Genomic DNA, 11,902 nt, shown 5'->3' on the forward strand with positions numbered 1-11,902 from the left:
GGCCCGGCTCACGCCGCGATCAGACCGACACCAGTGACGGCGAGACCCGCGGCGACGAGTCGGATGCGGAACGACTCTTCGCGGAGCAGCACCCCGCCGAGGACGACCGCGACGACCGCCTGAGTGTTGATGATCGGTGACGCGATCGACGCCGGCGCGGCCGCGAAGGCGAGTGAGGTGACGTGCTCGCCGAGCGCGACGCCGCCACCCGCCAGCGCGAAGCGCGGGAGATCCGCGCGGAGTGAGACCCACTCGCGGGCGGCCAGCGGGAGGACCACGAGCATCACGCCACCGAGGAGGATCGGGACCCAAAGCGTCAGCGGCACGCCGAGTTCCTGCAGCACGACGCGCTTGCCGACGTCGCTCACGCCGTAACACGCCGCGCTGACGAGGGCCAACTGTGCCGCCCGCGACGACGCCGCCTTCCGAAGCGGGTCCAGAAGCGACCCCGCGCGGTAGTTGGCGACGTAGACCGCGAGCGTTGCGACCGCGACGCCGGTGACCTCCACGGGAGCCAATCGCTGGCCGAGGAGGAGCACCTCGATCGGGAGCACGAACACCGGAATGATCTTGCTGATCGGCGCGACGTACGACACCTCTCCGACGTCGATTGCGCGGAGGAACACGAGGAACGCCGCCGCCGTCAGGAGAATCGTCGTTAGAGAGACGAAGAGCGCAGTCGGCCCATCGACGAGGGCGCCCAGCCCCGATAGCCAGTCGAACGACGCTCCCGAGAGGACGGCAATCGGGACGTACCACGCGATGGCCGCCGCGTTGATGCCGACGGTTAGCACCGTGGCGGGATACGCATCGAAGTATCGCTTCAGGACGAAGATGTACGTTCCCCAGACGGCGGCCGCGGCAATCGAGTACGCGACGCCGGGTCCGAGCGAGAGCACAGGTTGCTCTGGTCGGTTCGTCGAGAAAGAGGTTCCCATTCCGCTCGCAGGCGCGTGCCCCTGGGACTCGCGGACACGTACTCCTGTGCCTGCGGCGCTCGCTCTCGAAGGGTGCGGCGCTTACTTTCGGGGCCTGCGGCGCTTACTCCCGAAGCCCGCGGACGTACGACTGCTCGTGGTCCGGGAACACCGCGTCCACGGCCGCCTGGTCGCGCTCCTGGGCGAGTAGCGCCCGGAGTTCAGCCTCGTAGTCGCCACGAGGAATCTGCTCGGACGGGCCCGTCTCGACGTCGAGTGCTTCGGCGACGATCCGATCGACAGCGTGGCGGCCCAGTCCGGCCAGCGGCGAGAGGTAATCGACGCTGTGGCGATCCTCGAGGCTCCGTGCCTGCGCCCGGGAGAGTGTCGGGACCCGGTCGTCGCGGCGGGTGCCGTCGGCGACGGCGTCGACATCGAGGTCTGCGACGCGTTCGAGCGCGTGCTCGTGCACCCGCTGGATTCCGTTTCTGGGGTAGCCGTCGTCGGACATTCGGGTAACGGCCTCGCTCGCGACGTCGAGGTCGAGATCGATCGTGTCGAAGGGGTACTCAAGCCGGTCGGCGGCGGCTTCGGCGTGCGTCCAGTCGTCAGTGATGCCGAAGCGGCCGGTGACGAGCGTCACGTCGTAGAAGGAATCGAGGAGCAGCGCGGCGAGCGTCGAGTCTTTCCCGCCGCTGTAAAGGAGTGCGAGGTCCACGACGCCGCTATCGCCGGCGGATGTCGAAGCTCTTCGATTCGGGCTGTAGTTCCTTGAGCAGGTCGCGCATCTGCTCTTCATCGATTCGGTCCTGGATCCGTCCGCTCTGCGCGAGCGCGAGGATCTGTTTCTTCGCGGACTTCGCGAACTCGGGCTTTGACATCTCCACCGCATTGAGGCGCTGGCGGGCCCCATCGGTGAGATACTGCTTTAGCATCGCCTCCTGCTTGGCCTCAGCCTGCTCTCGCGCGGCGTCCTGAGCGCCCTCGCGGCCGCCGCCCTGCTGTCCGTCTGCCTGTTCGCGAAGCTCTTGCATCTTCTGTTCGCGGAGCTCCTCCAGTCGGTCGTCGTCAGGGGATCCACTCATCGTCAAATGATTGTTGTCGCAGCGCTAAAAACCGTTACGTCGTTCGGCATCGGCGCGTGGTCTACGCGTACCGGTCGAGTTCCGGCCGGTCGAGTTCTGCGAGGACCTCGTCGGCGGCGTTGTCGAGGAAACTCTGTCCCTCGGGGGTGATGCGACGGCCCTGACCCTTTGCAGTCTCGACAAGTCCTTCCTCTTCGAGTTGCTGGAGCGCCGTCCGGATGACGTTCTTGCTCCCGGTGGCCGAGCTATTGCCGGCGACGCGGTACCGGTTCGAGCCGCGTTTGCGGCCGCCGTACTGGGTCGCGAGGCGGTCGACGCCGATCGGTCCTTCTTTGGCGACCTTCCGGAGGAGCGACGCCGCACGGACGTGCCAGAAGTCCTCCTGCTGGGGGGGCAGTTCGCGCGTCTGACCCGTCTTCGCGAATTCGATCCAGTCGGGCTCGTCGATCCGGTCCGCGAGGCGGTCGGCGACGTCCTCGATGAGGGCGTCAGCCGGAACGTCGTAGACACTTACCATAGCGATTAGTTCCCGACGGCGTCGTTTAAAGCCATCGTATCGGCGCTACGGGGCGTGAGACGGTCTCTCGGGGAGCGAGATCCAGACGGTCGAAACCGCACGATTACTCCGCTCCGGCCTCGATCCCGAATCCGGTCCCGATCCACGCGACGACGATCCCTCCGAGGATCGTCGGGACCCAGTAGACCGCACCGCGGAAGATGACGACCGCCGCAACCGCGACCGGTTCGGTCACCGGCGACAGCGGCGCGGCCAAGAGGAGAATCACTAGGACGGTCTCGATGCCACCGGCACCGCCGGGCAGCGGCGTCACGCCGGCGATCGCGGCGATAGGGACGACGACGAGTGCGATCGAAAGTCGGACGTCGACACCGATCGCGCCGAAGGCGAGCCAGAGGGCGAGCATCTGACAGAGCCAGCCGGTGGCCGAGGCACCGAGCGCCAGCGCCAGCCCGCTTGGGTTGGCTGCGACTCGCTCGATCGCTCGGAAGAAGCCGTTTGTCCGTCGCTCGATTCCCTCCGACGTCGGCACCGACACCCGAGGGAGGCGAGCGGCGAGCGAACGGATGAGCGGTGTGAGAGCGCTCACGACCCGTGTTTCCAGTTTGTAACGGCGCTGCCAGCCGACGTAGATCAGCGACGGAACGAGCACGGCGAGCAGGACGACCGCCCCGATGGCAGCCAGGAGGTTCCGGTTCGTCCCGAGTGCGACCTCCGTCGCAAAGTAGCCGGTGCCGACCAGCGCGAGCGAGATCGAGGGGACGAAGTTCAGCGTATCGACGCTGGCGATGGCTGCGAGACTCCGCTCGTACTCGGCGTTCGCCACTCGGGAGATGAGGTAGGCGGTCACCGGTTCGCCGCCGGCCTGCCCGAACGGCGTGATGTTGTTGGAGAACGTCGCCCCGGCGAAGACGAGAAACGAGGAGACGTACGAGAGATCGATGCCGAGGACACCAAGGACGGTGTTCAGCGAGAGGCTCCAGGCGGCGAGCCACGCGAGTGTGGCGACGACGACGAGCGCGAGATAGTTCACATCGGCGCTTCGGAGAGTCATCAGGAGTTCTTCGATGCCGGCGAAATAGAACAGGAGCGCGAAGACGACGACAGCCCCTCCGAACCCGAAAACGGTCGCCCGGAGGTTCTCGCGGACCATACCACGGCTCTTGCCCTTTCAGGGCATCAACCCATCGAAACCACTATGGGTGTGAGAATTGTGGGCACGTTCGGGAAGCCCGCGACAGCCTCCTCAAGGCGAATATCGGGTTTTTTGCCCGGCGGGGTCGGACCACGGATATGGACGAACGCTCGGCGCTGCGACGACTCGCGGCTGCCCTCCCGGCCGCCGGCGACGATGCCGCCGTCGTGGACGGACTCGTGGTGACCACCGATATGCTCCACGAGACGACGGACTTTCCGGCGGGAACAACGCGGTACACCGCCGGCTGGCGGTCGGTCGGGGCGTCGCTCTCGGACGTCGCTGCGATGGGCGCGGAACCGACTGCCGCTGTCGCCGCGTACGCCGCACCGAGCCTGGTCGAGACCGAACTCGAGGAGTTCCTCGAAGGCGCGAGGGACGTCTGTGCGAGCGTCGGTGCCGAGTACGTCGGCGGTGACCTCGACACCGGTACGGAGTTCACGGTGGCGTCGACCGCGATAGGAGAGGCGGCCGAACCGGTCCAGCGGTCGGGAGCCGAGCCGGGGGAGGTCGTCTGCGTAACCGGCGCTCTCGGACGGACGGCTGCGGGACTCCGCGCGTTCGAGGACAGTGACGTGGAACGTGGCAACGACCTCTTTCAGTTCTCTCCGCGCGTCGCCGCCGGCTCGGCGCTCGCGCCGCACGCGTCCGCGATGATGGACTCGTCGGACGGGATCGCCCGGTCTCTCCACCAACTCGCGGCGGCGTCGGGGGTGGGCTTTGACATCGTCTGGAGCGACGTCCCCGTTCACGACGCTGTCGACGAATACGCGACCGACACGGCCGATCGGCGCACGATGGCGACGACCGTCGGCGAGGATTTCGAACTCGTCTGCACGCTTCCGCCGGATGCCGTGGACGCAGCACGAGAGGCCGTCCCGGGTTCGCTCTCGATTGTCGGGGAGGTCACTGAGCACGGGATTCGGCTGGACGGCGAACCGCTCGCCGACGAGGGCTACACCCACGAGTGACCGCCCTCAGACGGTCGTCACTTCGATCGGCACGAGCAGGAAGCAGAGCGCGCCGAGTCCGAACGTGACGACGCCAACGACGATCCGCGGCGAGTCGAGCGGCGAGTCGTCGATCGGATTCGCCGGGCCCTTGAACGCGATGAACGCCGATAGCAACCCCCAGAACACCCACAGACCCACAGATTCGTTCAGAGCGTAGCCGAGCACATAGTGGAGATATCCCGCGATTCCGAAGAGGAGGGCGGGGACGAGTGCCGCCACGCGCTCTTGAGACTCGCCGAGCATCGCCCGAAGAATGTGGCCGCCGTCGAGTTGACCGACCGGGAGGAGATTCAAAACGGTGAAAAACATCCCCACCCAGCCGCCGATGATGACCGGGTTGACCGCGACGCCGGGGTCGGCGTACTCGGTCGGTTGGCCCAGGAGCGACGCGAGGAGATTCAGTAGCGGCGGGTTGTTGAAAACGATCACCTGCCCGGTCCCCTGCAGCGCCCACGCCGGTACCTCGATCGGCGGAAGCGAGAGGCCGACCGCCGTGACGACACTCGTCGCCGCTAGTCCGGCGAGCGGGCCCGCGACACCGATGTCGAAGAGCGTCTTGCGGTTCGGCATCTGCCCGCGCATCCGGATGATCGCGCCGAGCGTCCCGAACGGGAAGATGAACGGGATGACGTACGGTAACGACACGTCGACATCGTGGTACCGGCCCATCACGTAGTGCCCGAGTTCGTGCGTCGCGAGGACGCCGAGCACCGCAGCAGTGAACGGCCACGCGCGGAACACCGCGAGCGGGTTTGCGAGGAGTTCTGAAAGCGGGATGTAGTACCACGTCAGCGCGCCGACCAACATCGTCGACACGACAGTAGCGAGGAACAACCCCAGATTCTTCCACGGGACGCCGTCGATGCCGTTCGTGACGGGCCGAGCGACGACGAGGTCCTCGCGGGCACCCGAACTCGTCGAGACCTGCACCTCGTAGCCGGCGTCGCGGAACGCACGCCACACCTCCCGCAGGAGCATCTGTTCGGGGACGAGCGATTCGCCGTAGAAGATGACCCGGTCACCGTCCCGTTGGGTCTCCCGGAGTTGGAACACTGATCGAAGCGTCTCAACCGGAAGTTCCGCGGTCGAGTCGGCGGAATCCATCGACCGTTGGTACGGCCCACAACCCGATAAACTCCGCGACAAAGTCGTCGCTGGCGGTGAGACCCGAACGAGAAAACGGCAGTAGGTAGCGAGCCGTGCGAGGGGAGTTTCGGTGCGGACGATCGCGTGTCACGGAGCGGACGTCTGGGTGGACCAATTCGGGGGTGACGAGCGCTTACGCCGCGTCCGTGTTGGGTTCGATCCGCCAGGTGGTCGCACTCGTGTACGACCACTTCTCGACGGTGAGCTCCGAGGCGGAGTCTTTGAGCTTCACCATCAGCGCGCCGATCTCTTTAGGCGAGAGGCCGACTTCTTCGGCGATAAACTTCGATTTGAAGTACATCTCGCCGTCCTGGGCCTTCGCGATCAGGAACGATTTCAGGCGCTCTTCCTTGGTCAGGTCGTCAGCGGCTTCGGTGGAGGGTGTCGTAGTTGCGCTCATTGTGTGACCTCGATCCGTTATACACGGGAGGAGAGTATATAAAGAAGGGAACGTTGGGGGTAATTCGGCTCTATTCACCCGTAAACGGTCTGCTAATGGATCGTTTAGAAATTGCTCAGATGCGTTTTGAGTTTTTATTCCTTTCTCTGGGCTTTTATTTCTTGTATCTGATTAAGTAATTATCCCTCCACAATATCGCGGTCAAGGACCTAAATCCGGCCGGGCGCGTACCAGTGATCGGGCGTAAACAGCGACTGCTGAGACCGCACGCGGGGTGAGAATCAGCGGGGCGCGTGGAACTACTGTCGATCGTGAACCCAGAAGTCCTCCTCGACGGTCGTTTCACGCTTGAATATCGGAACCTCATCTTTCAGTCGATCGATGCCGTCTGAGACCGTCTCGAAGGCTTCTCCGCGGTGTCCGGCGAGAACGACGACGAAGACGATGTCTTCACCGGATTCGAGAGTCCCGGTCCGGTGGAAGAGCGCGACCTCTTGGACCCCGTCTCGCTCCATCAGTTCGTCTTCGATCGTCCGCATTCGCTCGTCGGCGACACCCTCGTACTTCTCGAACGTCAGTTCGAGCGTCTCAGGGTCCGCTTCGCCGTCTTTCGTGCGCACGCGGCCGGTAAAAGTGGCGATCGCACCAGCGCGCTCGGCCCGTGGTGAGGCCTTCACGCGCTCGACAAGGGTTTCGAGCGTGACGTGCGGTTCGGCGTCGACCAGCACATCGATGACGGCTTCGATGTCGGCGTCGGCCGCGTTGCCGACTTCGAGTGCGACGTTTGCCGCGCCTGCCTCGCCGACAGCGATCGTGGGCGCAGTTGCGTCCGGGAATCCGGCGAGAAGCGCGTGGTCGTACGTCGCCGCGAGGTCGTCAAGGACGTCCTCGAGCGATCGATCCTCCCCCGCGGCAGTCCAGCCACTGCTGTCGAGTGCGTACGCAGTGTCGACGCCGTCGGGACGCTGAGACAGTGCTGAGTTCGAGGTGGGCAGCGAGTCTCCGGTGTCGTTGCTGTGTCCGACGACGGCCACACGGCCGTCCAGATGGGGCGCGACGCGATCGCAGAGCGCCAGCGCGTCGTCACCCACGACTCCGAGTACCTGCATACTCCGGATTCGGGACGGCGAACGGCTTTATGTTGTCGGCTGCAGCGGTCGGAGCCAGAGCGACGCGAAGCGCGGCACTCGCGTGTGCGGTTGACAACCCTTAAGCCCGGTTCGCGGCAATCACGGAGCAATGAGAGTCGTCGTTTCTATCGGCGGGAGCGTTCTCGCTCCGGACCTCGACGCCCGCCGGGTGGAGGGGCACGCAGCGGTCGTCGAACGGCTCGCGACAGCCGGGTGTGAGATCGGCGCCGTCGTCGGCGGCGGTGGGGTCGCCAGAGAGTACATCGGCGCAGCGCGGGAACTCGGCGCGAACGAGGTCCAACTGGATCAGATTGGCATCGACGTCACGCGGATCAACGCCCGCCTCCTGATCGCCGCGCTGGGTCCAGAGGTGGATCCGAAAGTGGCACACGATCACGAGGCGGCCGGGGACGCCATCCGGCGGGGGGACGTCTCGGTGATGGGCGGGATGACCCCGGGCCAGACGACCGACGCGGTCGCCGCCGCGCTCGCGGAGTACGTCGACGCGGACCTGCTCGTCTATGCGACTAGCGTGGACGGCGTCTACAGCGCGGATCCGAGCGCCGACGACGGGGCGAAGAAGTACGAACAGTTGTCCGGCGGCGAACTGGTCGACGTGATCGCGCCGATGAGCCGCAACGCCGGAGCGTCAGCACCGGTCGACCTGCTGGCAGCGAAACTCATCGAACGGGCCGGGATGCGAACCGTCGTCCTCGACGGGACCGATCCCGGTCGAATCGAAGATGCCGTTCTTCGCGGCGAGCACGACGGAACCGACGTCGTCCCCGAGGAACACGGCGACGAACCGAGTTACTGGGTTGACCGATGAGCGAGGAGACCGACGACGCCGACATCGAAGGATCAGATGTCGAGGACCCAAGCGCTGAAAATGCAGATGTCGGGGACCCAGGCGCCGAGAGCACGAACGTCGACGAATCCACGGTCAGCGGAGCCGACGAGGCCGACGCGCGGGACTTCTGGGCCGAGGCGGTCGCCGACGAAATCGAGGCCCGGGATCCGGACGAGCCCATCGTCATCAAAGGCGGCGTCTCGCCGTCCGGGGTCGCACACCTCGGGAACTTCAACGAAATTATGCGCGGGTACTTCGTCGCCGCGGTTCTTCGCGCACGCGGTCACGAAGTCAGACAGGTGTTCACCAGCGATGACCGCGATCCGCTGCGGAAACTCCCCCGAAAGCTCGCGGACGTGGACGGGAACATCGTCGGCCTCGGCGACGTCGACGCCGGCGCGCTGGGGCGGAACCTCGGAACGCCCTACACCGACATTCCCGATCCGTTCGGCGAGTCCGAGTCCTACGCAGCCCACTTCGCAGCACTGCTGAAGACCGACGCCGACCGCCTCGACATCCCGGTCGAGATGCTCTCGAACACCGAACTCTACGAGGACGGCACGTTTGAGGAGGTGGTCGCTCACGTGCTCGAACACGCCGACCAGGCCCGCGAGGTCCTGTCGGCCTACCAGTCGAAAGTAAACGAGGACTACGTCCCGTTCAATCCGATCTGTGCCGAGTGCGGCAAGATCACCGAAACCGTGACTTCGGTCGACCTCGACGCGCAGACGGCTGAGTACGTCTGCACCGATATGACCGTCGGCGACGAGACGATCGACGGCTGTGGCCACGAGGGTACGGCGACGTTCCGCGAAGGCAAACTCCCGTGGCGCTTCGAGTGGCCGGCCCAGTGGCAGGTGCTCGGTGTCGACTTCGAGCCGTTCGGGAAGGACCACGCCGAGGGGTCGTGGCCGTCCGGCGACGACATCGCCCGCAACGTCCTCGGAATCGAGTCGCCGGTACCGATGGTCTACGAGTGGTTCACGCTCAACGGCGAGGCGCTCTCGTCCTCGCAGGGGAACATCGTCACCGTCGCGGAGATGCTCGATCTGCTGGAGCCGGAGGTACTCCGGTACTTCTTCGCGCTGAACCCCCGGAGGGCGCGCGATCTCGACATCACCCGGTTGGATCAGTTGGTCGACGACTTCGACCGCTTCGAGCGGGCGTACTTCGGCGACGTCGACGACGAATCGGTGACAGCGTTCGCCGAACGGGCCTACCCGTTCGTCGTCGACGAGATCCGCGAGGACCGCGTCCGTCTGCCGTACACCTTCGCGGCCGTACTCGGAATGACCGACGATCGGGACCTTCGAATCGAGATGGCCAGAAACGAGGGCTACATCGACGACGGCACGCCGGAGTGGGCGATCGAGGAGGCCCTCGAACGGGTCGATCGAGCCCGTGCGTGGGCCGTGCGGCTTGACAATGCGTACAGCTACCGCATCCAGGAAGACCTCCCCGAAGTCGACTTCGACAGCAACGTCGAGACCGCGCTCGACGAACTTGCGGACTTCGTCGCGGCCGGAAACGACGGCGGGGCGATCCAAGGCGAGATGTACGAGACGGCTCGGCGGCACGACATCGAAATCGCGGACTTCTTCGAGGCGGGCTATCTGCTCTTCTTCGACCAACCGCAGGGGCCGCGTCTCGGTGAGTTCCTCGGCGAACTCGACACGGAGTTCGTGGTGAAGCGGTTGCGGCGCGAACAATAGCGCGGCGTCACTTCGTAGCGGCAATTTGTTCTTTCGGGGTGACTCGCCGAGGGTACGCAGCCACTACCGGCAGACCGGCACCGCGAGGTGAGCACTCGCAGATTGTACGAAAGCCGATAGAGAACAGTGATAGAGATGCAAGCGCATACCTCCGTTTTCAGGCGGAGGTCGAGCGACGTTATTATGCCTGTGAGTTGCGTTCGCACGGATGCTACGGAGTCGGTGAGAGGCCCTCCCCGAACCACAGGGGATGGCGAACCAGCAGTGGTTCGCACGGCGATGACACGGACTCCGATAGGGCCTCATTGGCCGGGACACAGCCCTACGAGGGAGTCAAACGAGAGTTCCTTCGGCGTGTCGCCGGTTCCCTCCGAGTGCGGGTTGGAGCCGAAGGGCGACGACCGCCCGAATCCCATAGTCGGATTCCTCCGCGGTTACGCGGAGGAGGAGGTCAACAGTCTTCGTCAGCGGCGTTCGGAGAGTCGCTTGACGAGTCTGTGCTCTCGGAGTCGCTGCCGCCATCGGTCACCTGTGCATCGGGTGGCGAAGCGCTCTCTCGGTCTTGACGCTCTTCGTTCACCGCTGTTGGCGCGATACCGGACAGAGGCTCGTCGTGTTCGCTTCGGTCTCGCGGGTCGCTGTACTGGTAGATCGTGGTGCCGTCGATCACCCCGTAGCGGTCCTGAGTCCGGTCGTGGATGACTCGCTTGTCGGAGTCGATCGCGATGTCGATCAGATCGACGAACTCCTCGATGACGACTCGTTGATAGGTATCCGACTCGGGAATTCGTCCCCGCGATATCCACTCGGTGTACCGGAGTTTGTCGTACGCTTGCTCGATGCCCTCACGGTCGGGGAGTCGGTCCTGGACGCGCCACAGGACGAGCGCTGCAGCGAGCGCGAGGATTCCGAGTCCGCTCCGAAGCGCAGTGTCACTGCCCACCGCATTCGGCCCAGTACCGGGAAGCAACCCGGCCTGCGCTGTCGCGTTGGACAGATCGGATGCCCCGACAGCAGCTTCCGCGCCGGAGACAGCGACTGTCCGGGTGACCGGCGTCGTGTGACTGCGCTCGTCAGATCGCGGGGCGTCGATAGTGTAGGAACGGTCAGTGATCCGCATCGGCGTCGTGACGCTGAGAGATCCCTGATACTTATCGGACTCGTACACTGTGTCGACGTGGATCTCGGCGCGGACGGCCCCGACACCCTGCACTTCCGACTGCACCTCGTTCAATCGCCCATCCCGGATCTCGCGAACGTTGATCGTCGCCTGCGTTTCGAGACGTCCATCGGTGACCTGCGCCGAATCGTTCGCGAGCGTTCTCGTCTCCCTCCAGAACACGTCTTCGGCTCGGGTCGCATAAAGTTCGATCCTGATCTGCTGGGTGACCGCTATGGCGCGGTCGTCCGGGACCGCCGTCTGAGCGCGTATCGTCACGTTCGGGGAGGCAGAGAGCAGGTAGACCGGCATATTTGAGAGCGTCTGATCGGGTTCATACAGGGTCGTGTTCTCTGTCACCGCGGCGCTCGTATTCACTGTCGTCTCGAACGACTGTTTGTCCGTCTGTTCGGTGATCTGCTGTGTCTCCGGCGGTTCAGCGTACGCGAGGGCCGCACTCGCGAAGGCGACGGTGCTTACCAACAGTAAGCCGACGATAGCGAGCGTTCCGTACCGGCTGAGAAGATATTTGAGCCGGAGAACAGATTGCGATTGCGAAGTCATTTGTACGTAGTACTTCGCATCGTCCATTCATAAGGACAGGCTAACTAATCCCTTTTCACCGTTGGTTACCAAGCGGTAAGTCCCTTATATATCAGAAAGTAGCCGACGTTGTGACACACAGTCGTCGGATTGCACGGGGGCCAGTACGGGCGTCCGTCTCACGCTGACGTACGTTTCCGCGGATACCCCGCATCGTTACGATGAGTTCGTCGGT

General features: G+C 64.7%; 12 protein-coding genes. 3 read left to right on the forward strand and 9 right to left on the reverse strand.

The window, feature by feature from the left end; genetic code table 11:
• Positions 1-8 precede the first annotated feature (8 nt).
• The 5 genes from ABEI27_RS07965 to ABEI27_RS07985 form a co-directional block, all read right to left on the reverse strand.
• Positions 9-899: an EamA family transporter gene (locus ABEI27_RS07965; RefSeq protein ID WP_375798872.1), complete on the reverse strand. Its 891-nt coding sequence runs from the start codon at positions 897-899 to the stop codon at positions 9-11.
• A 142-nt stretch (positions 900-1,041) separates the two neighbouring features.
• A complete protein-coding gene (locus ABEI27_RS07970; RefSeq protein ID WP_375798873.1) occupies positions 1,042-1,635 on the reverse strand; it encodes an alpha hydrolase in 594 nt (197 codons plus the stop codon).
• 7 nt (positions 1,636-1,642) lie between these two features.
• Complete coding sequence (locus ABEI27_RS07975; protein ID WP_375798874.1) at positions 1,643-2,002, reverse strand: DNA-binding protein; 360 nt, start codon at positions 2,000-2,002, stop codon at positions 1,643-1,645.
• A gap of 61 nt (positions 2,003-2,063) precedes the next feature.
• A complete protein-coding gene (locus ABEI27_RS07980; protein WP_375798875.1) occupies positions 2,064-2,519 on the reverse strand; it encodes a 30S ribosomal protein S19e in 456 nt (151 codons plus the stop codon).
• A gap of 103 nt (positions 2,520-2,622) precedes the next feature.
• Positions 2,623-3,672 (reverse strand): YbhN family protein, encoded by a 1,050-nt coding sequence (locus tag ABEI27_RS07985; RefSeq protein WP_375798876.1) that lies wholly within the window; start codon positions 3,670-3,672, stop codon positions 2,623-2,625.
• 140 nt (positions 3,673-3,812) lie between these two features.
• Between ABEI27_RS07985 and thiL the strand changes: the two genes are divergently transcribed.
• Complete coding sequence (gene thiL, locus ABEI27_RS07990) at positions 3,813-4,685, forward strand: thiamine-phosphate kinase (protein ID WP_375798877.1); 873 nt, start codon at positions 3,813-3,815, stop codon at positions 4,683-4,685.
• A 6-nt stretch (positions 4,686-4,691) separates the two neighbouring features.
• Here the strand turns inward: thiL and ABEI27_RS07995 are convergent, their stop codons facing one another.
• The 3 genes from ABEI27_RS07995 to ABEI27_RS08005 form a co-directional block, all read right to left on the reverse strand.
• Entirely contained in the window at positions 4,692-5,831 is a 1,140-nt protein-coding gene (locus ABEI27_RS07995) for a site-2 protease family protein (RefSeq protein WP_375798878.1), read from the reverse strand.
• A gap of 175 nt (positions 5,832-6,006) precedes the next feature.
• Entirely contained in the window at positions 6,007-6,273 is a 267-nt protein-coding gene (locus tag ABEI27_RS08000) for a hypothetical protein (protein ID WP_375798879.1), read from the reverse strand.
• 299 nt (positions 6,274-6,572) lie between these two features.
• On the reverse strand, positions 6,573-7,382 hold the full coding sequence (locus ABEI27_RS08005; protein ID WP_375798880.1) for a molybdopterin synthase: 810 nt from the start codon (positions 7,380-7,382) through the stop codon (positions 6,573-6,575).
• 130 nt (positions 7,383-7,512) lie between these two features.
• On the opposite strand from ABEI27_RS08005, the gene pyrH reads away from it, so the two are divergent.
• Complete coding sequence (gene pyrH, locus ABEI27_RS08010) at positions 7,513-8,232, forward strand: UMP kinase (RefSeq protein ID WP_375798881.1); 720 nt, start codon at positions 7,513-7,515, stop codon at positions 8,230-8,232.
• Positions 8,229-9,965 (forward strand): lysine--tRNA ligase, encoded by a 1,737-nt coding sequence (lysS, locus tag ABEI27_RS08015; protein ID WP_375798882.1) that lies wholly within the window; start codon positions 8,229-8,231, stop codon positions 9,963-9,965. Before pyrH ends, lysS begins: the two co-directional genes overlap by 4 nt.
• Before the next feature lie 451 nt (positions 9,966-10,416).
• Here the strand turns inward: lysS and ABEI27_RS08020 are convergent, their stop codons facing one another.
• Positions 10,417-11,688, reverse strand: a complete 1,272-nt coding sequence (locus ABEI27_RS08020) for a DUF5305 family protein (RefSeq protein ID WP_375798883.1) — start codon at positions 11,686-11,688, stop codon at positions 10,417-10,419.
• Positions 11,689-11,902 lie beyond the last annotated feature (214 nt).

Source organism: Halobellus sp. (genome assembly GCF_042218505.1).
GTDB lineage: Archaea > Halobacteriota > Halobacteria > Halobacteriales > Haloferacaceae > Haloquadratum.

Excerpts from the sequence above, each read along its gene's own strand:
- ABEI27_RS08000 (WP_375798879.1), bottom strand. The coding sequence starts at position 6,273 with ATGAGCGCAACTACGACACCCTCCACCGAAGCCGCTGACGACCTGACC.
- ABEI27_RS08020 (WP_375798883.1), bottom strand. The coding sequence starts at position 11,688 with ATGACTTCGCAATCGCAATCTGTTCTCCGGCTCAAATATCTTCTCAGC.
- ABEI27_RS07995 (WP_375798878.1), bottom strand. The coding sequence starts at position 5,831 with ATGGATTCCGCCGACTCGACCGCGGAACTTCCGGTTGAGACGCTTCGA.
- thiL (WP_375798877.1), top strand. The coding sequence starts at position 3,813 with ATGGACGAACGCTCGGCGCTGCGACGACTCGCGGCTGCCCTCCCGGCC.
- ABEI27_RS07975 (WP_375798874.1), bottom strand. The coding sequence starts at position 2,002 with ATGAGTGGATCCCCTGACGACGACCGACTGGAGGAGCTCCGCGAACAG.
- pyrH (WP_375798881.1), top strand. The coding sequence starts at position 7,513 with ATGAGAGTCGTCGTTTCTATCGGCGGGAGCGTTCTCGCTCCGGACCTC.
- lysS (WP_375798882.1), top strand. The coding sequence starts at position 8,229 with ATGAGCGAGGAGACCGACGACGCCGACATCGAAGGATCAGATGTCGAG.
- ABEI27_RS07980 (WP_375798875.1), bottom strand. The coding sequence starts at position 2,519 with ATGGTAAGTGTCTACGACGTTCCGGCTGACGCCCTCATCGAGGACGTC.
- ABEI27_RS08005 (WP_375798880.1), bottom strand. The coding sequence starts at position 7,382 with ATGCAGGTACTCGGAGTCGTGGGTGACGACGCGCTGGCGCTCTGCGAT.
- ABEI27_RS07985 (WP_375798876.1), bottom strand. The coding sequence starts at position 3,672 with ATGGTCCGCGAGAACCTCCGGGCGACCGTTTTCGGGTTCGGAGGGGCT.